Annotated in this window: 24 protein-coding genes; 14 read left to right on the top strand and 10 right to left on the bottom strand. The window is 56.3% G+C overall.

The window, feature by feature from the left end; all coding sequences use genetic code 11:
- Nucleotides 1-106: 106 nt before the first annotated feature.
- Nucleotides 107-1,609, top strand: coding sequence for a hypothetical protein (locus A1355_RS14355; RefSeq protein WP_157197896.1), 1,503 nt, complete (start codon nucleotides 107-109; stop codon nucleotides 1,607-1,609).
- On the opposite strand, the gene A1355_RS14350 is transcribed toward A1355_RS14355, so the two are convergent.
- From A1355_RS14350 to A1355_RS14335, 4 genes are all read right to left on the bottom strand, one after another.
- The gene (locus tag A1355_RS14350) at nucleotides 1,587-2,498 is read right to left on the bottom strand and encodes a 5'-nucleotidase (protein ID WP_064029304.1); all 912 of its coding nucleotides are present in this window, start codon (nucleotides 2,496-2,498) and stop codon (nucleotides 1,587-1,589) included. The genes A1355_RS14355 and A1355_RS14350 overlap by 23 nt on opposite strands.
- A 5-nt stretch (nucleotides 2,499-2,503) precedes the next feature.
- Nucleotides 2,504-4,240, bottom strand: a complete 1,737-nt coding sequence (locus A1355_RS14345) for an SPOR domain-containing protein (RefSeq protein ID WP_064029302.1) — start codon at nucleotides 4,238-4,240, stop codon at nucleotides 2,504-2,506.
- 61 nt (nucleotides 4,241-4,301) lie between these two features.
- On the bottom strand, nucleotides 4,302-5,033 hold the full coding sequence (locus A1355_RS14340; RefSeq protein WP_064029300.1) for a class I SAM-dependent methyltransferase: 732 nt from the start codon (nucleotides 5,031-5,033) through the stop codon (nucleotides 4,302-4,304).
- Nucleotides 5,030-5,335, bottom strand: a complete 306-nt coding sequence (locus A1355_RS14335; protein WP_064029563.1) for a DUF1244 domain-containing protein — start codon at nucleotides 5,333-5,335, stop codon at nucleotides 5,030-5,032. Before A1355_RS14335 ends, A1355_RS14340 begins: the two co-directional genes overlap by 4 nt.
- A gap of 240 nt (nucleotides 5,336-5,575) precedes the next feature.
- Here A1355_RS14335 and A1355_RS25275 point away from each other — a divergent pair, with 240 nt between their 5' ends.
- The 5 genes from A1355_RS25275 to A1355_RS14310 are packed head-to-tail and all read left to right on the top strand — an operon-like array spanning nucleotide 5,576 to nucleotide 7,861.
- Nucleotides 5,576-5,767, top strand: a complete 192-nt coding sequence (locus tag A1355_RS25275; protein WP_157197895.1) for a hypothetical protein — start codon at nucleotides 5,576-5,578, stop codon at nucleotides 5,765-5,767.
- Between the two features lie 28 nt (nucleotides 5,768-5,795).
- Nucleotides 5,796-6,338: a septation protein A gene (locus tag A1355_RS14325; RefSeq protein ID WP_064029296.1), complete on the top strand. Its 543-nt coding sequence runs from the start codon at nucleotides 5,796-5,798 to the stop codon at nucleotides 6,336-6,338.
- Nucleotides 6,338-6,640 (top strand): YciI family protein, encoded by a 303-nt coding sequence (locus A1355_RS14320; RefSeq protein WP_064029293.1) that lies wholly within the window; start codon nucleotides 6,338-6,340, stop codon nucleotides 6,638-6,640. The genes A1355_RS14325 and A1355_RS14320 overlap by 1 nt, the downstream gene beginning before the upstream one ends.
- Complete coding sequence (locus A1355_RS14315) at nucleotides 6,637-6,912, top strand: BolA family protein (protein ID WP_064029290.1); 276 nt, start codon at nucleotides 6,637-6,639, stop codon at nucleotides 6,910-6,912. Before A1355_RS14320 ends, A1355_RS14315 begins: the two co-directional genes overlap by 4 nt.
- Nucleotide 6,913: 1 nt before the next feature.
- On the top strand, nucleotides 6,914-7,861 hold the full coding sequence (locus A1355_RS14310) for a peptidylprolyl isomerase (protein ID WP_064029288.1): 948 nt from the start codon (nucleotides 6,914-6,916) through the stop codon (nucleotides 7,859-7,861).
- Between the two features lie 73 nt (nucleotides 7,862-7,934).
- Here the strand turns inward: A1355_RS14310 and A1355_RS14305 are convergent, their stop codons facing one another.
- Nucleotides 7,935-8,120, bottom strand: a complete 186-nt coding sequence (locus tag A1355_RS14305) for a (2Fe-2S)-binding protein (RefSeq protein WP_064029286.1) — start codon at nucleotides 8,118-8,120, stop codon at nucleotides 7,935-7,937.
- 240 nt (nucleotides 8,121-8,360) lie between these two features.
- Here A1355_RS14305 and A1355_RS14300 point away from each other — a divergent pair, with 240 nt between their 5' ends.
- Genes A1355_RS14300 through A1355_RS14280 form a run of 5 tightly spaced genes read left to right on the top strand, consistent with a single transcriptional unit; the run spans nucleotide 8,361 to nucleotide 14,321 of the window.
- Complete coding sequence (locus A1355_RS14300) at nucleotides 8,361-8,837, top strand: formate dehydrogenase subunit gamma (protein ID WP_064029284.1); 477 nt, start codon at nucleotides 8,361-8,363, stop codon at nucleotides 8,835-8,837.
- Entirely contained in the window at nucleotides 8,837-10,375 is a 1,539-nt protein-coding gene (locus A1355_RS14295; RefSeq protein WP_064029282.1) for a formate dehydrogenase beta subunit, read from the top strand. The genes A1355_RS14300 and A1355_RS14295 overlap by 1 nt, the downstream gene beginning before the upstream one ends.
- 21 nt (nucleotides 10,376-10,396) lie before the next feature.
- The gene (gene fdhF / locus A1355_RS14290) at nucleotides 10,397-13,246 is read left to right on the top strand and encodes a formate dehydrogenase subunit alpha (protein WP_064029280.1); all 2,850 of its coding nucleotides are present in this window, start codon (nucleotides 10,397-10,399) and stop codon (nucleotides 13,244-13,246) included.
- A gap of 13 nt (nucleotides 13,247-13,259) precedes the next feature.
- Nucleotides 13,260-14,099: a formate dehydrogenase accessory sulfurtransferase FdhD gene (gene fdhD / locus A1355_RS14285; RefSeq protein WP_064029277.1), complete on the top strand. Its 840-nt coding sequence runs from the start codon at nucleotides 13,260-13,262 to the stop codon at nucleotides 14,097-14,099.
- 3 nt (nucleotides 14,100-14,102) lie between these two features.
- Entirely contained in the window at nucleotides 14,103-14,321 is a 219-nt protein-coding gene (locus A1355_RS14280; RefSeq protein WP_064029275.1) for a formate dehydrogenase subunit delta, read from the top strand.
- 146 nt (nucleotides 14,322-14,467) lie between these two features.
- Here the strand turns inward: A1355_RS14280 and A1355_RS14275 are convergent, their stop codons facing one another.
- Nucleotides 14,468-15,007, bottom strand: coding sequence for a hypothetical protein (locus tag A1355_RS14275; protein WP_064029273.1), 540 nt, complete (start codon nucleotides 15,005-15,007; stop codon nucleotides 14,468-14,470).
- 479 nt (nucleotides 15,008-15,486) lie between these two features.
- On the opposite strand from A1355_RS14275, the gene A1355_RS14265 reads away from it, so the two are divergent.
- Both A1355_RS14265 and A1355_RS14260 read left to right on the top strand, forming a co-directional pair.
- Nucleotides 15,487-15,822, top strand: a complete 336-nt coding sequence (locus tag A1355_RS14265) for a DUF1508 domain-containing protein (protein ID WP_064029561.1) — start codon at nucleotides 15,487-15,489, stop codon at nucleotides 15,820-15,822.
- A gap of 57 nt (nucleotides 15,823-15,879) precedes the next feature.
- Nucleotides 15,880-16,494: a hypothetical protein gene (locus A1355_RS14260; protein ID WP_064029269.1), complete on the top strand. Its 615-nt coding sequence runs from the start codon at nucleotides 15,880-15,882 to the stop codon at nucleotides 16,492-16,494.
- Between the two features lie 227 nt (nucleotides 16,495-16,721).
- Here the strand turns inward: A1355_RS14260 and A1355_RS14255 are convergent, their stop codons facing one another.
- Both A1355_RS14255 and A1355_RS14250 read right to left on the bottom strand, forming a co-directional pair.
- On the bottom strand, nucleotides 16,722-17,363 hold the full coding sequence (locus A1355_RS14255) for a phage tail protein (RefSeq protein WP_064029267.1): 642 nt from the start codon (nucleotides 17,361-17,363) through the stop codon (nucleotides 16,722-16,724).
- Between the two features lie 56 nt (nucleotides 17,364-17,419).
- Nucleotides 17,420-18,352: a PEP-CTERM sorting domain-containing protein gene (locus tag A1355_RS14250; RefSeq protein WP_064029265.1), complete on the bottom strand. Its 933-nt coding sequence runs from the start codon at nucleotides 18,350-18,352 to the stop codon at nucleotides 17,420-17,422.
- Nucleotides 18,353-18,889: 537 nt separating this feature from the next.
- Here A1355_RS14250 and A1355_RS14245 point away from each other — a divergent pair.
- Nucleotides 18,890-19,633: a YkgJ family cysteine cluster protein gene (locus tag A1355_RS14245; RefSeq protein ID WP_064029262.1), complete on the top strand. Its 744-nt coding sequence runs from the start codon at nucleotides 18,890-18,892 to the stop codon at nucleotides 19,631-19,633.
- Between the two features lie 87 nt (nucleotides 19,634-19,720).
- Here A1355_RS14245 and A1355_RS14240 read toward each other — a convergent pair whose 3' ends face one another.
- The gene (locus A1355_RS14240; RefSeq protein WP_064029260.1) at nucleotides 19,721-19,954 is read right to left on the bottom strand and encodes a hypothetical protein; all 234 of its coding nucleotides are present in this window, start codon (nucleotides 19,952-19,954) and stop codon (nucleotides 19,721-19,723) included.
- A gap of 202 nt (nucleotides 19,955-20,156) precedes the next feature.
- Nucleotides 20,157-20,416, bottom strand: a 260-nt coding sequence (locus A1355_RS26185; RefSeq protein ID WP_231883675.1) for a hypothetical protein, incomplete at its 5' end; no start/stop codon positions are given.

Raw genomic sequence — 20,416 nt, 5'->3', positions numbered from 1 at the left:
GAGGCCATTGTATGCGGCGAACCTCGCCTCGCAAAATTGCCGCGCCGCGAACCGTCAAGCTAAGCTAAACTTGGAAATATTTCGTCATAGCTCCGTCGGCCGATTCATGCCCACCCAAACTTCGCTGCCGTTTCCGCTCGAATCCGAATCGGCAACCACCTGGTTGCAATCGCTCAGTTCGCTGCCGCCCGCTAACGCTGCGAATCGCCTCAACCAAGCCTGGAAGACCTTGAGTACTTCGCCGCTAAGCGGCGACAACCCGCTGGCAACCATGATCGGTATGACCCCGCCCACGCTGCATCTGGCGCAAGGCTTGGCCGTTTTTGCCCGCGCCGAATGGCCGGCGAACGCCAAATCCTGCAAGGCCGCCAAACTGGCGATACAACTGTTTCGCCACGCCAGCTTGGCTTTTGCTCGGCTCGCGTCCGGTTTGAGCGACGATGCGGAACGCGGCCGGGTAGCGATGTTTTATGCGCTGCAATTGGCCGGCTTTTGCCTGCGAACCGGCGCCCGCTTTTACGAAGCGCCGTCGGCAAGTTTGTGGAAAAAATCCGCGCAATTGTATGTGCTCGCCGAAAAACAACGCTGGCTGAATCAAGCAATTTCCGTCAAAGTCGCGGATTTTAAAAACGCCGGCACACTGGACGCCGTATTCAAACGCAATCTGCTATTCACACTTTGCGCTCCCAACCGTTACTCCGAAACCGAAATTGATCAGCTGTTCCAATTTGCCGGACAGACTCAGCATTTACTGCAATTCAACCGCCACGATGTCGGCGATTTCGACTTTTATTGGGAATTGACCGACAGCGAACCCAAACCGCGCAGGCATCCGAAATGGCCGTTACCCAAGGACTCGCTGGCGATCTCCACCCAGCGCTTGGGGCGAGCCTTGCAACAAGGCGAAATCAGCGTCGACATGGCGGTCGCCACCCGCAATCGCTTGGCTCAGCATTTATTGGGCTACGACCAGATCTTTTCGTCGCTCACCATCGGCCCCGCTCAGCCCGCCCGGCTATTGACCGGTTTCGCCGCGGTGAGCGGCTATCTGCAGGGCGAAGACAGGCTCTCCAAAATCATGCGCTTAAGCGAGCAAAATCATGGCAGCCGTGCCACATTGCACAATATGACGCTGATGCCGCTGGAACACGAGAAAAGCTTTTTCAACCAATCGCCGAAGTCGAACGGCGCCGGCCATCTGGACAGCTTCGAAGTTCGCCTGCTGCGTTCGACCAGCAAGCAATTCCTGGTGGCGGAAAGCACGACCGGCAGCTTCGGCAACGGCGATATCGCCTTACTGTATCGCGAGCAACTCGCCGCCAAATTGGTGATCATCCGCCAACAAACGCTTTTCGAGGATGCCAGCTTGTTGCTGCTGGAACCGATACCCGGAAAAATCGAACCTTACGCGATCGACAACCCACTGGGCAGACAGCAATGCGCTTTATTGATCGACGCCGAAAGCGCGTCTGCGGAAATCATCCTGCCGCCCGGCAAATACGGCACCCAAACAGACATCGCGCTGGCTCATTTCAAATCCGTGACACTGCTAGCCTGCGTGGAGCACAATCCGTGGTTTAACCGTTTCAAGATTCGGGTCGGTTCGTAATCCCGTTGGGGACGTGAGCGGCGGCCACCTGATGCAGCACCGCCGAGTCGCAATGGCCTTTTTGGTCGTCGAAGAAAATATCGGCGCCGAAGGCTTTCAAAAACGCCCCCTTGGGCATTCCGCCGAGGAACAAGGCCTCGTCTATCCGAATTTCCCAGGCGCGCAAGGTCCGCACCACCCGTTCGTGGGCGGGCGCGGCCCGCGCGGTCACCAGCGCGGTGCGGATCGGCGCGGTTTCCGGACCGAAATGGGTCTGTATCCGGTGCAGGGCGCTTAAAAACGCTTTGAGCGGCCCGCCCGGTAGCGGCGTATGGGCTTCGTTACGTTCGTTGGCCGCGAATGCCGCCAAGCCGTGTTGCTGGTAGATGCGCTCCGAATCGTCGGAAAACAAGACCGCGTCGCCGTCGAACGCGATCCGCAATTGCGAGGTCGGATTGCTGGCCGCGCCGGATACGATGGTCGCCGCCGGACAACCGGCATCCAGCGCCTTGCGCACGTCGTCGCCATTCGCGGATAAAAACAAATGAGCGCCGAACGCCGGAATATAGGCGTATGGGGAGACGCCGCTGGTGAAGGCGGCCCGGGTGATGTTGAGTTGATGATGGGCGATGCTGTTAAATATCCGCAACCCGGTATCGGCGCTGTTTTGCGACAGCAAGATAATTTCCACCAGCGGTTCGTCCGGGAAAGCCAGGTTCAGATCGAGAAACTTTTTAACCAACGCGAATCCGAAACCCGGCTCGAGAATTTCGTTCTCGTGTTCGATCTGATAGCGGCAAAAAGCTTCCTTGCCTTGGGTTTCGAAAATCCGATGCGACTCGTCGAGATCGAACAAGGCGCGAGACGATACCGCGACAACCAGTTTTTGGTTGGGTTTTTCAGCCGGCATGCCGCTCAATCCTTGACCTTGAACACGCTAACCGCGTCCAGATTCAAGGTTTTCTTGACCTTGGCGGCATAGGCGGCCGCCTCGTATTGGCTGGGGAAGCCGTCAACGCTCAGCCGGTACCAGGTTTCGCCCTTGGCCTCGCTTTTCGCGACCTTGGCCGGAACGCCCTTGCCGGCGAATTCCTCGGCTTTACGCTTGGCATACCAATCCTGCTTGAATGCGGTCAAATTGACCGCCCAATTTTCAGGAACAGGTTCCGGCTTTTTCTTCTCGGGCTTGACCGTCGGCGTCGCGGCGGCGAGCGGGCGAGCTTTTTCCAACGCGCCGACTTTAGACTGCAAGGCTTCGATCGCGGCGCCGATTTGCATGTCGCGATTGCCCAGTTCGGCCAACTGCTTGCCGACGTCGCCACCGACCGCCTGTCCTCCGCCACCGCCCTGGGCTTTTTTCAGTTCCGCGATCTGGGCGGTCAACACGCCATTTCCGACCGACAATTCGTCCAACTGCTTGCGCAGCATTTCCTGGTCGGCGGCGTTGGCGGCCGGGGCATTAACGACTTGCTCCTGCAATTTGCCGATGATCGTCACCAACTCGCCGACTTGCGACTTGGCGATCATGCCTTGTATGCCCAAACCGGTACCCAGCAGTAGCGCCAACGCCGCCACGCCGTTGGCGACGTAGGCCGCGACCGGTTTTTTGTTCGCGACCGCGTCCAAGCCTCGTTTGGTTTTCTTCTGCTCGGTCTGCAAACCGTCGACAGTTTCCAGACAGGTCGCCAATTGGGCTTTTTCAGCCTTTTCCAGAATATCCGCCTTGATCTGGCGCTGGTGGCGTTTTAATTCATCGATTTGGTGGGTCAGCGCCGCGATTTCGGCACTGTGATCCACCATTTGGATTACCGGCGCCGGGGCAACCACCGGGACCGGCTCAGGCGAGGGAGGCACGGGTATCGAATCGGCCGGCGGTGCTTGGGCGGCGGTCTGCGACTCGAATTCGTCGTCATCGCCCGACGGTTCGGCGAGCGGGGCGTCCTCGGCACTCGCCGAGCCCAACGCGAACCCTGCCGCCAGATCGGCGACATCGTCGTCGCCAAACTCGTCGATCACGATAGGCGCGGCTTCCGGTTCGGCTTCGATGGGTTTGACATACTCGTCGTCCGCCGAAATGTCGAAATCGGCCGTCAAAAATTCGGCGTTGCCAGCCGGTGCTCCAGTGTCCGAAAACTCGTCGATCTCTCGCATGGCGTCCAATTCGTCCCGTTCGTCACTTACCACTAATTCAGGCGTTTCGCCGACTTCGAATTCGTCGTCGATGGCCGCGATAGCCCGGTCGGCGACATCCGGTTCCGGAAACGGCTCGACATCCAGTTCCAATTCTTCCAACTTGGCCTCAACCCCGACATCGACCAAATCGGCGAATTCGTCGTCCAGCATTTGTTCGTGCTTGGGATTGATGTCGATGGCTGCGTCGAACTCGTCGCCCAACTTTGCGGCGGCGAGATCCAGATCCGGCTGAGCTTGCTCGGCCGCCAGCAAGGCGTCGATGTCGGCAAATTCGTCGCGTTCCGCCGCAGCCGAGTCGGCCACCACTTCGTGATCGACCAACAAGCGATCGATCGCTTCGTCGTCGTCGATCAAACCGACCTGCTCGGACGCGGTTTCGCCGATATTGAGCATCGCGTCCAAATCGTCGGCAAACGCATCCAGGGTTTTCTTGGGCTTTTTAGTCGTCGGCTCGGCCATTTCGGTTTTTCTCCGTATTCAGAGGTTCAACGCCCGCGCCGCCGCGGCCGGTCACGCCGATTCATTTGACAGCGGTGACCAGCGCATTGACGTCCAGGCGATGCGTCAACGTCAGTTCGCGAAACCCGATTTCGGCCATCTGCCTGAGCGCCAAGCCTTCGCGCATGATGTGATCCTCGGATTCGTCGCTGAACAGGTGAATGATCCAGTGTTCCAGCAAATCCAGGCGGTTAATACCGGTCAAGGTCTCGAAATATCCGGCCACCTCGCGCTGGGTATTGCGGGTATGCGCCGGAATGTCGTCCAAGGCGTAACGGTCGCCGCAAACGAATCGGCCATCGTTTTTCAGAACCCGGTAAATTTCCACCAATACATCGCGGCGGTAATCGCATTGAAAATTATGCAAGGTATATGCCGATGCCACGACATCGACACTGGCCGTCGCCAACCCGCGCAATGCGGTCAAGGCGTCGTCGCCACAAAACGCCAGACGGCCCAGGTCGGCCCAGTGACTCAAGCTTTCGCGGGCTTGCGCTTGCATCGTCGGCTCGTTGTCTACGCTAAATACCGTCAAATTGTCGGCGGCCGTCAAGATCGATAACGTGGTAATGCCGGTACCGCCGCCCAATTCGACAACTTGCGCCAGCGTATCCCGCGTACGACAGTATGTGCCGACTTCGGCACCGACCAAACGGCTCATTTCTGCCGCGAACGGGCAAATCAGCTTCAGCATTTGATATTCTCGGCCAATTACGCCGGAAAACATCGCGTCGAAAGGCGTATCGGCCGTCATGGCGCCACCTTTAATTTCAACTTGGCATCGTAGGCCGCCAACTGCTCCGGCGTGGCCTCGATCTGAAATTTCTCCTTCCATTCCCGATAGGGCATGCCGTACACGATTTCCCTTGCCTGTTCGTAATCCACGTTCGCGCCGCGTTCGGCGGCGGCGGCGGCATACCATTTCGCGAGACAATTACGGCAAAAATCGGCCAGCAACATCAGTTCGATATTCTGAACTTCGGTATGGGTTTGCAGATGCTCGAGCAATTGCCGGAACGCGGCGGCTTCCAGCTCTATGTGAATGTCGTTTGCCATGAATTCCTCCCATAAAAGCCGCATTTTACCAGCAATACCAGCCGCCTCATGTACAATTGGGGCTAAAGAATCTACAATGCGCTTCCGTCGATTTGGCCCCTGCATCGCTCCGTGAACACGATACACAGTTCATCTCTGGCATTTTATCCGACCGGCTACCAGAAGCCGTCGCCGGACAATGCGGAGCAAAATCGGTCGCGGGCAACGTTGGAAAGCAATACGGGCAAGCCGCCCGCATTCGTGACAAAACCATCCGAGCCGGCAACGATCGACTCGGTTTTGACTAAGAATCCGCTCGGTAAGAACGATGAACAAGACGTGATCGCGGATCCTAAAGCCCGAAAAGCCTTGAATGCCTATAGCCAGACCATTAACCAATCGAATCGCCAACGCGTCGCCGAACTGGTAACCGGAATCGATTTATACGCCTAACCGTTTCTTTTTCACTACCGACCTACGTATGAAGCCCGTTTTAGAGTTCTTTCCTATCGTCTTATTTTTTGTGGCTTACAAACTTTACGATATTTATGTGGCCACGGCGGTAGTGATAGTTGCGACAATCGTACAAGTCGCGGCCTATTGGCTACTCTATCGCAAGGTGGAAACGATGCACTGGATCACATTAGGATTGATTCTGGTGATGGGTGGCGCCACCCTGTACTTGCAAGACGAACAATTCATCAAATGGAAATTGACGATTATCGAGTGGCTATTCGGCGGTGCGTTTTTGGTCAGCCAATTTATCGGCAACAAAACCTTTATCGAACGCATGATGGGCGCCAACCTTGAGTTACCGACGCGTATCTGGAAACGGTTGAATCTAAGCTGGTCCTTGTTTTTTATCGGCGTCGGCTTTTTGAATCTTTACGTGATGGCGCATTACAGCACCGACGACTGGGTCAGCTTCAAAACCTTCGGCGTACCCGGCCTAATGGTGGTTTTCATCGTCGTGCAAATGGCCTTTTTATATAAACACGTGCCGGCCCCGGAGACCAAAAAATAATGCTCTACGCGATTATCGCCGAAGACCGTCCGGGCAGTTTGCCTAAGCGCTTGGCCGCCAGACCGGCTCATTTGGAGAGACTGCAAAGCTTGCAGGACGAAGGGCGCTTGATCTTGGCTGGCCCGCACCCGGCGATCGACAGCGACAATCCGGGAGACGCCGGCTTCAGCGGTAGCCTGATTGTCGCGGAATTCGCCGATCTCGACAGCGCCCGGACCTGGGCCGATGCCGATCCGTATTTTTCCGCTGGCGTATACGCCAGCGTTACCGTCAAACCTTTTAAACAAGTATTTCCCCAATGACCACCGACAACATTCGCCAAAAACTCGAAGCCACCTTTCAGCCCGACTTAATCGAAATCATCGATCAAAGCGCCGCCCACGCCGGGCATGCCGGCAATCAGGGCGGAGGGCATTTCTACGTTACGCTAGTGAGCACCGCGTTCGACGGCAAATCGTTGGTCCAGCGGCATCAGTTGGTTTATCAAGCGCTGGGCGACATGATGAAAGACGAAATTCACGCCCTCGGCATCAATGCCTTAACCCCTACCGAAAACAGCAAAGGAAATTCTTGATATGAAATTAAAACTCATCCCGCTGATCCTGGCCGGTACCGCTCTGCTCTACGGCTGCACCCAAGAGAAGGCTCAGGAAGCAGCGCCGGCCGCGCCGACCGTCAGTAAAGAAGACGCCGTCGCGTCGGTCAACGGCACCTACATCGGCAAAAAAACCTTGGAGACCCTGGAAAAAGAAATCTCCGAGCGTAGCCAAGGCCAGTCCTTCCCAAAAGAGCAACTATTGGAAGAGTTGATTCAACGCGAATTGCTGATTCAATTGGCCGTGCAAAAGCAACTCGATAAAAGTCCCGAAGTGATGGAGCGCCTAGCCACGATCCGTAACTCCTTGCTTTCGCAAGCAGCGTTACAGGACTATTTGAAATCCAATCCGGTCTCGGACGAAGAAATCAAGGCAGAATACGACTCCAAAATGGCCAATGCCGGCAACGAGTACAAAGCCAGCCACATTTTGGTAAAAACCGAAGACGAGGCGAAAAAATTGATCGCCGAATTGGATAAAGGCGGCAACTTTGCGGAGCTGGCCAAGAAAAACTCTATCGACCCAATGGGTTCCGAAGGCGGTGATTTAGGCTGGTTTACCGCCGACCGCATGGTGCCGCCATTCTCCGAAGCCGTAGTCGCGCTGGAAAACGGCAAATACACTAAACAACCGGTTCAGACTCAATTCGGTTGGCACGTGATATTCCGCGAAGACTCCAGAGCGGTTACTCCGCCGCCGTTCGACGCCGTCAAGGAACAGTTGCGGCCGATGCTGCAGCGCCAAAAAGCGCAGGCCATGATTGAAAACCTGCGGAAAAGTGCGAAGGTCGAAATCATGTTGCCGCCGGAACCGGCAAAACAACCGGAAGCAACTCAAGCAGCTGAGCCCACCGACCCAGCACCGGCGCCAACGGCCGACAAACCGGCGGAAGGCCAACCTTCTGAAACGGCCCCCGCAGCAAAATAGTCCGCTATTGCACAGGGCTAACCAGCCCTGTGCCTTCACCCCTCCGGCGTTAGCCGACCCGTTCCTCTATAGCCTAAGCGGCTTGCGCCGGTTGATTGCGCAAATTTTCGTCGATCAAGGCTTTTATACTGGCGGTGCATTTACCGCAAACCCCACCCGCTCCGGTGCATTGCATAATCTGCTTACGACTACATACACCTTCGTTCAAAGCTTGCTCTACCTGCCTATCCGTGACCGCTTTACAAACACAAATGTACATGGAATCCTCTCGGCAAATACAATCTGCATGTAATGATAACAATTATCATTTGGAAGTAAAGCGCTAAAATTCGATTTTGAATCGATCAGAACTAAAAATTCCGGACCGGGTCGAACAGACGATTGCCACCCCAAGTTGAGGAAATTCGCGGCTTTGAGGCATGACAACCAATTGCAAACTTCGCTTCGTTCATGTTTAAATAGCGTGCTAATTATTTTGTCATTAACTACAGGGCCAGTGATGCAAGACTATCAAACCCAACAACCCACAGTGTTGAAGATACTGGACGCTCATCGAGAGATGCCGGGGAATCTGTTGCCGATACTGCATGGTATTCAAGACACCTTGGGTTACATTCCGCCCGACGCAGTTCCGGATATCGCCAAGACACTCAACCTTTCCAAGGCGGAAGTTCACGGGGTCGTTAGTTTTTACCATTATTTCCGGGTTACCCCGCCGGGCAAGCATACGATACGCATCTGCCGCGCCGAGTCCTGCCAGTCCATGAACAGTAAAACTCTGGAAACCCACGCAAAACAAACGCTGAACATCGAATTTCACGAGACATCCGCAGACGGAATGTTTTCGCTAGAACCGGTTTACTGCCTGGGAAATTGCGCGTGCTCCCCCGCTATCACCATAGATAACGAAGTGTTCGGCCGAGTGTCGCCGGAAAAATTCGATCAGTTGCTAGCCACTTTTAAAGGTACCGAATAATGACCCGCCTGTTTATCTCCCGCGACTCCACAGCGCTGTCATTGGGCGCTGAACTTGTCGCTCAGACCCTGCAACAGCATACCGCCGGCCAAAACATTGAAATCATCCGCAACGGTTCACGTGGCTTGTTCTGGTTGGAACCGCTAATCGAGGTCGAAACCGACGCCGGCCGTGTCGCCTATGGCCCAGTACAACCGGAAGATGTCGCCTCCCTGCTAGCATCCGGCCTCTTGGAAGGCAAACAACACCCCTTATATCTGGGCGATATAGAAGCCCTTCCCTATTTTAAAAACCAGAACCGCCTGACCTTCGCCCGCGTCGGTATCACCGATCCCGTCAGCTTGGACGATTATCTGGCCCACGACGGTTACCGCGGCTTGAAAAACGCGCTGGCGCTGCAACCTGCCGACATCGTTAAACAAGTTACCGAATCCGGCCTGCGCGGCCGAGGCGGGGCCGCATTCCCGACCGGCATTAAGTGGAATACCGTGTTAAACGCCCCTGCCGAACAAAAATACATCGTCTGCAACGCCGACGAAGGCGACTCCGGCACCTTTTCCGACCGAATGATCATGGAAGGCGACCCCTTCGTGTTGATCGAGGGCATGACGATTGCCGGCTTGGCCGTCGGCGCCACCCAAGGCTACATCTATCTGCGCATCGAATACCCCCACGCCAAAATTGCCCTGAACCAAGCTATCGCTGCCGCCTATGAAAACGGCTACCTCGGCGAAAACATTCAAGGCAGCGGCAAGACCTTCCATCTGGAAGTCCGTAGCGGCGCCGGCGCTTATGTATGCGGCGAAGAGACATCGCTGCTAGAAAGTCTGGAAGGCAAACGCGGCCTGGTCCGTTTCAAGCCGCCGCTACCGGCCATCGTCGGCCTATTCGGCAAACCCACTATCGTCAACAACGTGATTTCGCTGGCCTCGATTCCGGTCATTTTGGATAAAGGCGGCGAATACTACAAAAATTTTGGGCTAGGCCGTTCGCGCGGTACCTTGCCGATTCAATTGGCCGGTAACATCAAGCACGGAGGCCTGTTCGAAGCCGCATTCGGCGTCACATTGCGAGAATTGCTGTACGACTACGGCGGCGGCTCCGCCAGCGGCCGGCCGATCCGGGCCGTGCAAGTCGGCGGTCCGTTGGGTGCCTATATGCCGGAAAGCCAGTTCGATACCCCACTCGATTACGAAGCCTTCGCCGCGATCGGCGCGGTGTTGGGCCACGGCGGCATCGTGGTACACGACGACACCACCAGTCTGGCCGACATGGCCCGCTATGCGATGGAATTCTGCGTCGAAGAATCCTGCGGCAAATGTACGCCATGCCGGATCGGCTCTACTCGCGGCGTCGAAGTCATCGACCGTATCCTCGATAACGTCGACAAAGCCAAGAACACCGAACTGCTGCGTGATTTATGCGACACAATGACGTGCGGTTCCTTGTGCGCCATGGGCGGCATGACACCCTACCCGGTGTTGAGCGCGCTGAATCATTTCCCTGAAGACTTTGGCCTCCAAGCCACCAAAGCCTAACCGATCCCCCGGAGGTAGCTTATGTCACTCAACAACGAAGTCGATTACGGAACGCCGGCCAGCGCGTCCCAACAAACCGTCAACCTTGAAATCGACGGCCATAAGGTGACCGTCAACGCAGGTACCTCGGTCATGCGCGCCGCCGCCGAAGCCGGCATCAGCATACCGAAGCTGTGCGCCACCGACCACCTCGACCCGTTCGGCTCCTGCCGGATGTGCTTGGTGCAAATCGAAGGCGCGCGCGGTTACCCTGCATCCTGTACGACACCGGTCGGCGAAGGCATGAAAGTCGTCACCCAAAACGAAAAGCTCGCCAAACTGCGCAAAGGCATCGCCGAACTCTATATTTCCGACCACCCATTGGATTGCTTGACTTGCTCCGCCAACGGCAATTGCGAATTGCAAGACACGGTCGGCGAAGTCGGTTTGCGCGAAGTCCGTTACGGTTTCGAAGGTGAAAACCACCTGAAAGCGGAAAAAGACAACAGCAACCCCTATTTCTCTTTCGACCCCTCCAAATGCATCGTCTGCTCGCGTTGCGTCCGCGCCTGCGAAGAAGTGCAAGGCACCTTCGCATTGACGATAGACGGCCGAGGTTTCGAGTCCCACGTATCGCCGGGCCAAGACCAACCGTTCATGGAATCGGAGTGCGTGTCTTGCGGCGCCTGCGTACAAGCTTGCCCGACCGCGACCTTGATGGAAAAAGCCGTGATCGACCACGGCCAGCCCGAGCACAGCGCCATTACTACTTGCGCCTATTGCGGCGTCGGCTGTTCGTTTAAAGCCGAAATGAAGGGCGAGCAATTGGTGCGGATGGTGCCGGACAAAAACGGCCAGGCCAACCACGGTCACTCCTGCGTCAAGGGCCGCTTCGCCTTCGGTTACGCCACCCACAAAGACCGCATCACCACGCCGATGGTACGCGACAAAATCAGCGACCCCTGGCGCGTTGTCAGTTGGGAAGAAGCCATTCAATTCGCGGCCGACCGCTTCAAACAATTGCAAGCCAAATACGGCAAGGATTCAATCGGCGGCATCACCTCGTCGCGTTGTACCAACGAAGAAACCTATCTGGTGCAAAAACTGATCCGTGCCGGCTTCGGTAACAACAACGTCGATACTTGCGCCAGGGTCTGCCATTCGCCGACCGGTTACGGCCTGAAAACCACCTTCGGCGAATCGTCCGGCACTCAAACCTTCGATTCGGTATTGAAATCCGATGTCATTCTGGTCATAGGCGCTAACCCGACCGACGGCCATCCGGTGTTCGGTTCGCTGATGAAACGCCGGCTGCGTCAAGGCGCCAAACTGATCGTCGTCGATCCGCGGGGCATCGATTTGGTACGTAACAGCCCACACGTCAAGGCCGACTACCACCTGAAACTTCGTCCCGGCACCAATGTCGCCGTCGTCACCGCGCTGGCCCACGTCATCGTTACCGAAGGCTTGATCAACGAACAATTCGCGCTGGAACGTTGCGACGTCGAATCGTTCAACAAATGGAAAACCTTTGTGGCCCTACCGCAAAACTCGCCGGAAGCCGTCGCCGAACTGACCGGCGTACCCGCCGAAGCGATGCGCGGCGCCGCTCGCCTGTATGCGACCGGCGGCAACGGCGCGATCTACTACGGGTTGGGCGTCACCGAGCATAGCCAAGGTTCGACGACCGTGATCGGCATCGCCAATCTGGCGATGGCCACCGGCAACATTGGCCGCGAAGGCGTCGGCGTCAACCCGTTGCGCGGTCAAAACAACGTGCAAGGCTCATGCGACATGGGCTCGTTCCCGCATGAGTTCGTCGGCTACCGCCACGTCTCGGATAACGCCACCCGCGCGCAATTCGAAGCGGCTTGGGGCGTGACATTGGCCTCCGAGCCCGGCCTGCGCATTCCCAACATGTTCGCCGCCGCGATAGAAGGCAGCTTCAAGGGCCTGTACGTGCAAGGTGAGGATATCGCGCAATCCGACCCGGACATCAACCACGTCCATCATGCCTTGCGGGAAATGGAATGCATCGTGGTGCAAGACATCTTCTTAAACGAAACCGCCAAGTTCGCCCACGTATTCCTGCCCGGCTCTTCGTTCCTGGAGAAAAACGGCACCTTCACCAACGCCGAGCGCCGGATTTCGCCGGTGCGCCGAGTGATGACACCGCTGGGCGGCAAGGAAGACTGGCAAGTTACCCAAGACCTGGCCAATGCACTGGGCTTTCCGATGAATTACAGCCATCCGTCGGAAATCATGGCTGAAATCGCCAGCCTGACCCCGCAATTCGCCGGCGTCAGCTACGAGAAAATCGACGAGATGGGCAGCATCCAGTGGCCGTGCAACGACGAATCCCCGGACGGCACGCCAATCATGCATGCCGACCATTTCGTGCGCGGCAAGGGCCGTTTCCTGTTGACGGAATACATTCCGACCGCGGAACGCACCAGCAGCAAATACCCGCTAATCCTGACCACCGGCCGTATTCTGTCGCAATACAACGTCGGCGCGCAGACTCGCCGCACCGACAACGTCGCTTGGCACGCCGAAGACAAATTGGAAATCCATCCTCACGACGCCGAAGTCCTGGGCGTGGCCGACGGCGACTGGGTCGGCGTCAAGAGCCGCACCGGCGAAACCGTGTTGAGGGCGCTGATTACCGACCGAATGCAACCGGGCGTGGTCTATACCACCTTCCACTTCCCGCATTCCGGTGCCAACGTCATCACCACCGACAACTCGGACTGGGCGACCAACTGCCCCGAATACAAAGTGACGGCGGTACACGTCGCGAAGGTCGCTCAACCGTCTGATTGGCAGCGTGAATACCGCGCCTTCTCCGACGACCAGCAGTCGCTGCTGGACAACCGCATCGGCGCCGGCTAAAAACCGAGGCAACATGGACCCGGTCCCAGAGGAACTGGGCTGGACCAGCTATCGAACCGGCACGTTCGATAGCTGGCGCGGCCCCATCCATAGCCGAAAGCAAGACTACGTGGCCGAGGAAGTACCGGTAGTGCTGGTCTACAACACGATCCCTCACGTCGTGATGCTGACCACGCCGCTGAATCTGGAAGACTTCGGCCTCGGCTTCAGCCTGACGGAAGACATCATCCGCCACCCAGCCGAACTGCTGTCGGTCAAAGTGGTGCAGCGCGCCAAAGGCGTCGAAGTCCGTATGCAGATCCCTGAGGCACGCTTCGACAATCTGCACGGCAAGGGCAAGAACATGACCGGCCGCACCGGTTGCGGTCTGTGCGGCGCAACCACGCTGGAACAAGCCATCCGCCCGGCCCGCCGGGTCGGCGATGGTTCAATATTGGACGCCGCGCTGCTCAGCCGGGCTTTCGAATCGATGCAGCAGCAACAAGCGCTGAATTTGCTGACCGGCGCGGTACATGCCGCCGCCTGGCTGGAGCCGGAACGCGGCATCGCGATGGTGAGGGAAGATGTTGGCCGCCACAACGCCCTGGACAAACTGATCGGCGCGCTTGCCAGAACCGGTTGCGACTTCTCTGCCGGCTGGCTATTGGTAACCAGTCGCGCCAGCTACGAAATGGTCCAAAAGGCCGCCAGCGTCGGCATTTCGCTACTGGCGGCCATTTCGGCACCGACCGCGCTGGCGATACGGCTGGCGGACGAATGCGGCCTGACCTTGGTCGGCTTCACCCGCAACGAAAACCACACGATTTATACCCACCCCTTTCGTTTACAACATTATCAAGAATCTGCCGCATAACTCATGGATAACAGCAATCTCGTCAAAATGGCCAATAACATCGGCGCGTTTTTCCAATCCGAGCCGGAACACGATGTCGCGGTCAGCGGCGTCGAAACCCACATCCGCAATTTCTGGGAACCCAGAATGCGCAAGCAAATCGTCGAATATTTGCAGCACGGCGGCAACGAACTGCTGGACATCGTCGCCGAAGCGGTCAAGCGCATCTCGCAAAAACCCTGATAGACTTATAACATCCAAACAGGCCCGATCCGCGGCAAACGGATCGGGCTTTTTTTGGCGATGTGCAGCTGCGGCATCCCCCGTGGACGGGATGCGCATTCAGGCAAGACTCTCCGCAAATTGCGCCTTTAAAAACCCGCTACTCCTTATTCCGCAATGCTGCTTGCTTGAGCGCACTGTGTCCAGGCTGGCGCGCTCCCGCCAATGACCTCATCTTCGTTCGCATCGGGCGCGATCGGCGCAATCTGAATCTTTCGCTGAAGCTTGCCATCCGCCAGACGCCACATTTCAAAGCCGATGGGCGAAACCCCGTGCGGAAACTGGTACTGATAGACCACACTCCTGCTATCGCCCGTAAAGCACCAACCGTAGATCATGCCGAAATCCCCTGTGAATCTTCTCAGACGGCTCTCCGGCCCCAAGACGGCAAGAAGGATGGGCTGCGGATAGGAAGTTCCCTGATTCCGATACATGGCTAACCAACCGGCGTATCGCTTGTTGGCGGACACTGCAGGCTTACTAAAGCCATCTTGATCTTCTATCCTCGGCGCTGGAAAGTTACTTCCGTCGGACCGGGTAAGTGTCAATCTCGCTCCATTTTCTTCAAGATGAGTCTCAAGGAATTCAGCGCCTTCGGCCGATGTAGCGGTTATAACCGTAAAGAGTAGCAAGACTTGGAGCTTCATAAGCACAAAAAAGTCCGAACCGGGTATTGAAAGCGAAGCTTAGCGTAGCTTCGGGTAATCCGCATTTCTTGAAAATCCACCAAGTGCCGTTAACCCTGAAACGCGAGCCGCATTCGCGCCGGTTCGACCTAAGCCAACCTCTTCCGGAGAAGACAAATTCCATCATTTTCAAAACCCACGCCAAGCGTAGCTTCTTGTCCGGCAACCAAGCTATTAAGTTTCCGCTAAAGCATGCCCTATTTCGTAATCGAACCGCCGCCGTTGTTGTGTCGCGAACCCGACAATTGCGCCAGCACATCCAGATTGCCTATTGATTTTAAATGTTTTTTTCTTGGCACAATGCTTGCGTTTGGATAGACAGCGTCCGCCGCCGTACCCAGGTTTTCTGTCCGTCTCGCTATTTTGAGCTTTACGGAGCTTGGAAAACCGGTATTCGACCGGCGACGACCCCATCCAACCGACTAACTCCGGAGCAGATCATGCCAGCGACCTTTGAACTGAAAACCAACGAAGACAATCAATATGTATTCAACTTCCTGAGCAGCAAGGGCGAACTGATCCTGATGAGCGGCGATTACCCCAATAAGGAAGAAGCGATACAAGGCATTAAAGAAGTCCGCACCGGTTCGTTAATGAGCCACCAAATCGCCGCCAGCCGGGTACCAGAGGGCGATACCTTCTTTGTGATCAAGGATACGGTGGGTAACATCATTGTTAAAAGCGTTTTATATAACTCGAATATGCTGTTCGACAACGCCCTGCACACGGTCAAGGACAATGCCTGCATCGCCGAAATCGTCGATTTGACCGCATAAGCCTCGTATCGGGGCGATTGTTCATTTTCTACCAGACAGCAATGAGGTATCGACACCATGGCAGGCGAACTTAAAATTGTTCGGGAATTGGCGACGGTTTGCGTCACCGCGGGCGAGTTGGCCGCGATCGCAAGCTTAATTAAAGACGAGCTCAAAAAGCCTGACTTTGTCGAACAATTCGACAAGATGGCGGACGCGATCGACGAATGCTACGCCATCACGGTGACGATTCTTCAACCGTGGTTAGAAATGACCAGCGAAGCCGAATTTTGCGAGAAATTCGACACCCTCCATGCCGACTACAAAGCCACGTATTTAACGATTACCAACCGACCGCGACTAGCCTCAGACCGGGCTTACATCGAGTACGTGGCGCTTCGGGAATTCAAGGAAACCCAAACCGCCTATCCCTTGCTGAAAATGACTTTCGCCCGCCTGGACGAATTTATCGACAAATGGATTACCAACGACGCCTGGCTGGCGATGACGATCGAGAATCTGGTAAAAATGCTACATCGTTACCTGAACGAAATCGCCGAACTCAAGCAAAAAGATCCGACCGACGCCTTTGCCATTTACCGAGCCTTGATGATGGCGTTTCGTCCGTTTTATGGTTTGCTGGAAACCGGCGAAGCGAAAGCCGAGCCCCGGCGCCTGGAAAGTACCGGCTAGACTGAACGGTCCAGCCGTTTCGCCGTAGATCGCGACGACAAGGGGGCGCTGTCGGTACCGCGCCTGACCGCCAGTTAACTCAGCGGCTGTTCGATGGCTTTAAGTCTAGAATACTTCCTCTGCCGCAACCTTACATCCATCAATTTCCTGTTAATACCAATAGGACCACATCTCTTACCCGCAAACACAAAAGGCGCGGCCTGAGCCGCGCTCTTGGGGGTTTGATGCTACTCGCGTCCAGGAAAGATGCCCACAGTCGCGACACAATAACGCATGCCGACGTAGGGATTGCGTACTGAAAATGGATGGCTCTCGCCGCTAGCGCCCACCGTCGTGCTGGCGTTGACGGTAACGGCATCCGTCGCCAACTCAGCGTTCGAGGGCGAGTTGGAATAAATGTTATCCCGATTCGCGGAGACGGCCGGAAACTTGCCGCTCGGATTGGTGCTGTTACCGTTGCTGTTGACGGCATGCAATTTCGCGGTGACGATGGTATTAGCCGCGTGGCTATGAAACGGCATATTCGGCTGGAATAATGTTACGTTCTCCTGCCCGCTGATCTCGCCCAAATCGACCGGCGCCAAGCCCGGGCCGACGCCGACGCCGATCGGATTGCGGCCGCGTAAATCCGGCAATGAGAATGTCGTTTGTCCGTTACCGCCGTAAGTAGTGCCTAACAAGGCGAACAGCGCCTGGTTTTGAGCTATCGATAACAAGCGTCCGTCGGCTTCTGCATAACCGATTGGGCAATAGGTGGTGGCAAAGGTGCATACTTCGCCGATATAAGGTTGCGAGCCGCAGGCGGCGGCGGAGCCGCTCAAGCTTGCGATGGTCAGGGCCAATAGGGTTTTCAAGGATTTTTTAGACATGGGAAGTACCTTTATTCAGTGATGTTGAGTAATTCGTCGATTTAAAGCGTTTTGTTTTAGCAAGTGCTTGCGCGGCGTTTGGACAGGCCGAACGACAGCAAGCCGATCGCCATCAGCAGCAAGGTTTCCGGCTCCGGCACGGTGTTGGTGGTTTGTCGAGTGACCTCGGCGACGCTGAGAAAGGCTGACGTGTCCGCCAGGAAGAAAGCGCCCGGATCGGCACCGCCGAACAACGTTAACTCCGGACTGTCGTCGCCCAGTTCCAGCAATTCGCCGGGGTGTAGAATGAAGGTCAGCAAGCGCGAACCGCTGTCGACCAACTTTCCACCGTAGCCGCTGGCCGTATTTTGGTCCGGTGCGCTCGCGGGTCGGGCTTCGTTGCCGAATACCGTATCCGAAATGAGTTTGCTGAACAGCAATTCGCTGTTGTCCTTTTTATGGAGCTGTACTATCGATTGGGCAAAATCGCCGTTACCTTTGATGGTTTTGGTCTCGGGAGCCGCAACCAAATGGCTGAAATCGAATTTCAAGCTCACCAAAAACGTGTCGACCGCCGAGCTGTTTCTGATGGACAAGGCCAAGTCGCCGAACAGCGAACTCATAAACGACGGCTCGTCTTTCGAACCGCCTTCGGCGTGCAGCTTGATGCCGAAACCGTCGCCGATGTCGGATAAACTCCCGCTCAGCGGGTCGTCGCCGACAATCTGATCGTTGATTAAGCTGGTAGTGGTGGTCGCGCCGCCGACGACGCGGATCAATTCGCCGTTTTGGGTGGCGTTGGTCGGTAAGGTCGGCGTGCCTAAGCTATCGAATTCCACCTTACCGGTAATATTGATGAATGGATTGAACACGGCCGCCGCGACCGGTTGGGCTATCCCCAGCCCGCTGATGGCCAAAACCAGAGCGGAAACGCCGGAGCGGAGTCGTTTGAGCGACAGCTTGTCGGTCGATGCCTGGGGATTCGATAGTGTGCTTTCTATGGTTTTCATGATGCGCCTCTTGAATGATTTCGTTATAGGGTCGAATGGGTTGCAATATGTTGAATATCCGGGTCAACAAGGCCGGTACCGCCGCGTCCTCCGGGCTTTACCGAACTTGTTCGCCTTACGGTTGAGTTCGATGGAATAGAGTCAATTGCCGTGCCAAAGCCGGTCGCCGGATTTTTAAATTTTTAAGCGGCTGTATTTGAAAGTTATTTTTTGGTTTTGGCGCCGACCGCCACCGACTAGGCCGGCTGGAATTTCTGGATATCGCCACGAGATGCCGTCTTGTTTACGAAATGCCGTATGTCCGGAGCGAGCGCTTTCGGCGAGGTATGAAAACCTTGGTTATGCCGTCATAAGAGGCTATTCAGCAAGGCAATCCGTGGCGCTGTCGGAGAGTTGCAAGCCGAAGTTTCGATTTTTCGTAAAAGCTTCTATGCTGGTAGCGCTTGGCGAACGGTAAATAACCCCAAGCACCCGCCGCTTGCCGTCCATCGTCGCCGGCATACCGGAGACAGTTTTCCGATTCCTTGAGCAGAGCCTATGCGCAAAACCACGCCCGCCAACATCAAACTGACGCTTTACGGCAAACCGATAGAATTGGAACTCAGCGCGCCGGCGGAAAAAGTCACGCCGGTGGCAATCCTGCCGGCGCTGCATCGCATCAACAACACCTTCGTCGAAACCGCGGTCGAGGTATTTGTCGCGGACGGTGCCACCATCTCCTGCCAAGCCGGCTGCGGCGCTTGCTGCCGGCAAGTGGTGCCGTTGGCGGAGTTCGAGGCCTATCAGATAGCCGGGCTGGTCGAACAAATACCCGAGCCGAAGCGTTCGGCGATCAAGCAACGATTTGCCGACGGCTGCGCCAAACTGGACGAGATCGACTGGCTGGGCCAATTGGAACGGATGCTGGCAGAGGGAACGACGCACGAAGCGGTCCAGACGCACGCGCTACGTTATTTTCATTCTGGCGTGGCCTGCCCGTTTTTGGAAGCGGAAAGCTGTTCGATTCACCCGGTTCGGCCGCTGGCTTGTCGGGAGTATTTGGTCACCTCGCCAGCCGAACATTGCCGAAATCCGACGCCGGAACACGTCAAGCACATCGAGTTGAAGTTTCAAGTATCCAAGATCGTCCGCAAGCTTTGGCGGACCAACCACATCAAGGATTTGGATTCGGTGCCGATGATTTACGCGCTGAAATGGGTCAAGCGGCATCCCAACCAATTTCCGAAAAAACGCGGTCAGGATTGGCTGCGGGAATTTTTTAACTATCTGGCGAATCCGTAGCAGCGGCTATGCGCACCTCGCCTGCCGTCGTCACCAAAGACTCGCTCGACGCCAAGCCATTTTGATCGTCGAGCACGAACCGTGCGATCACGATACCGCGACCCGCAGGGCGTAAGGGGCAATTTTCGTCGTGGCAGTCTCGCGGGCTATAGGACCGCGAACCGCCAATGCGTTTTGGGCGGACGGCAGCGATATCGCCGGCACGGCGGACGCGGCGCATAGCATGACCGCACAATTTACAGCCGGCGATTCGACAATGCTGAGTACGCTTTCAACCAGCGTTCCGTTAACGCCTTCGGCCTGATTTTTGTTCAGCGGCATCGCATTCCTAGCCTTTTCACCGATCAAAAATCGCAAAAATTCGCCGGTATCGGGAGTCTAGGGCCGACCGCCAGCGACATGCGGCAGAGAGTCTTTTTTGCTCGACGCCGAGTGTTTTTTGCCCGACGCCGAACCAACGATACTCGACGCCGAGTGTTTTTTGCCCGACGCAGAACCGGCGATACTTGACGCCGAGTGTTTTTTACCCGACGCCGAACCGGCTATACTCGACGCCGAGTGTTTTTTGCTCGACGCCGAACCAACGATACTCGGCGCCGAGTGTTTTTTGCCCGACGTCGACCCGGCGATACTCGACGCCGAGTCTTTTTTGCCCGACGCCGAACCAACGATACTCGACGCCGAGTCTTTTTGGCTCGGCCGACCAGCCGCGATTCAACCCCGCTCTTCCCAACCGGAGCCGCCCAAGCCACGCATTGGAGTACAAATCTAGATTTGTACTCC

This window comes from Methylomonas koyamae (genome assembly GCF_001644025.1).
GTDB lineage: Bacteria > Pseudomonadota > Gammaproteobacteria > Methylococcales > Methylomonadaceae > Methylomonas > Methylomonas koyamae_A.
The sequence above is the reverse complement of the archived record's forward strand: the minus strand, read 5'-3'. Positions and strand labels throughout refer to the sequence as shown.

Excerpts from the sequence above, each read along its gene's own strand:
- A1355_RS14345 (WP_064029302.1), bottom strand. The coding sequence starts at position 4,240 with ATGGCCGAGCCGACGACTAAAAAGCCCAAGAAAACCCTGGATGCGTTT.
- A1355_RS14340 (WP_064029300.1), bottom strand. The coding sequence starts at position 5,033 with ATGACGGCCGATACGCCTTTCGACGCGATGTTTTCCGGCGTAATTGGC.
- A1355_RS14255 (WP_064029267.1), bottom strand. The coding sequence starts at position 17,363 with ATGTCTAAAAAATCCTTGAAAACCCTATTGGCCCTGACCATCGCAAGC.
- A1355_RS14295 (WP_064029282.1), top strand. The coding sequence starts at position 8,837 with ATGACCCGCCTGTTTATCTCCCGCGACTCCACAGCGCTGTCATTGGGC.
- fdhF (WP_064029280.1), top strand. The coding sequence starts at position 10,397 with ATGTCACTCAACAACGAAGTCGATTACGGAACGCCGGCCAGCGCGTCC.
- A1355_RS14315 (WP_064029290.1), top strand. The coding sequence starts at position 6,637 with ATGACCACCGACAACATTCGCCAAAAACTCGAAGCCACCTTTCAGCCC.
- A1355_RS14250 (WP_064029265.1), bottom strand. The coding sequence starts at position 18,352 with ATGAAAACCATAGAAAGCACACTATCGAATCCCCAGGCATCGACCGAC.
- fdhD (WP_064029277.1), top strand. The coding sequence starts at position 13,260 with ATGGACCCGGTCCCAGAGGAACTGGGCTGGACCAGCTATCGAACCGGC.
- A1355_RS14310 (WP_064029288.1), top strand. The coding sequence starts at position 6,914 with ATGAAATTAAAACTCATCCCGCTGATCCTGGCCGGTACCGCTCTGCTC.
- A1355_RS14240 (WP_064029260.1), bottom strand. The coding sequence starts at position 19,954 with ATGCCGCTGAACAAAAATCAGGCCGAAGGCGTTAACGGAACGCTGGTT.
- A1355_RS14355 (WP_157197896.1), top strand. The coding sequence starts at position 107 with ATGCCCACCCAAACTTCGCTGCCGTTTCCGCTCGAATCCGAATCGGCA.
- A1355_RS14275 (WP_064029273.1), bottom strand. The coding sequence starts at position 15,007 with ATGAAGCTCCAAGTCTTGCTACTCTTTACGGTTATAACCGCTACATCG.
- A1355_RS14320 (WP_064029293.1), top strand. The coding sequence starts at position 6,338 with ATGCTCTACGCGATTATCGCCGAAGACCGTCCGGGCAGTTTGCCTAAG.
- A1355_RS14260 (WP_064029269.1), top strand. The coding sequence starts at position 15,880 with ATGGCAGGCGAACTTAAAATTGTTCGGGAATTGGCGACGGTTTGCGTC.
- A1355_RS14325 (WP_064029296.1), top strand. The coding sequence starts at position 5,796 with ATGAAGCCCGTTTTAGAGTTCTTTCCTATCGTCTTATTTTTTGTGGCT.
- A1355_RS14300 (WP_064029284.1), top strand. The coding sequence starts at position 8,361 with ATGCAAGACTATCAAACCCAACAACCCACAGTGTTGAAGATACTGGAC.
- A1355_RS14305 (WP_064029286.1), bottom strand. The coding sequence starts at position 8,120 with ATGTACATTTGTGTTTGTAAAGCGGTCACGGATAGGCAGGTAGAGCAA.
- A1355_RS14245 (WP_064029262.1), top strand. The coding sequence starts at position 18,890 with ATGCGCAAAACCACGCCCGCCAACATCAAACTGACGCTTTACGGCAAA.
- A1355_RS14280 (WP_064029275.1), top strand. The coding sequence starts at position 14,103 with ATGGATAACAGCAATCTCGTCAAAATGGCCAATAACATCGGCGCGTTT.
- A1355_RS14335 (WP_064029563.1), bottom strand. The coding sequence starts at position 5,335 with ATGGCAAACGACATTCACATAGAGCTGGAAGCCGCCGCGTTCCGGCAA.
- A1355_RS14350 (WP_064029304.1), bottom strand. The coding sequence starts at position 2,498 with ATGCCGGCTGAAAAACCCAACCAAAAACTGGTTGTCGCGGTATCGTCT.
- A1355_RS14265 (WP_064029561.1), top strand. The coding sequence starts at position 15,487 with ATGCCAGCGACCTTTGAACTGAAAACCAACGAAGACAATCAATATGTA.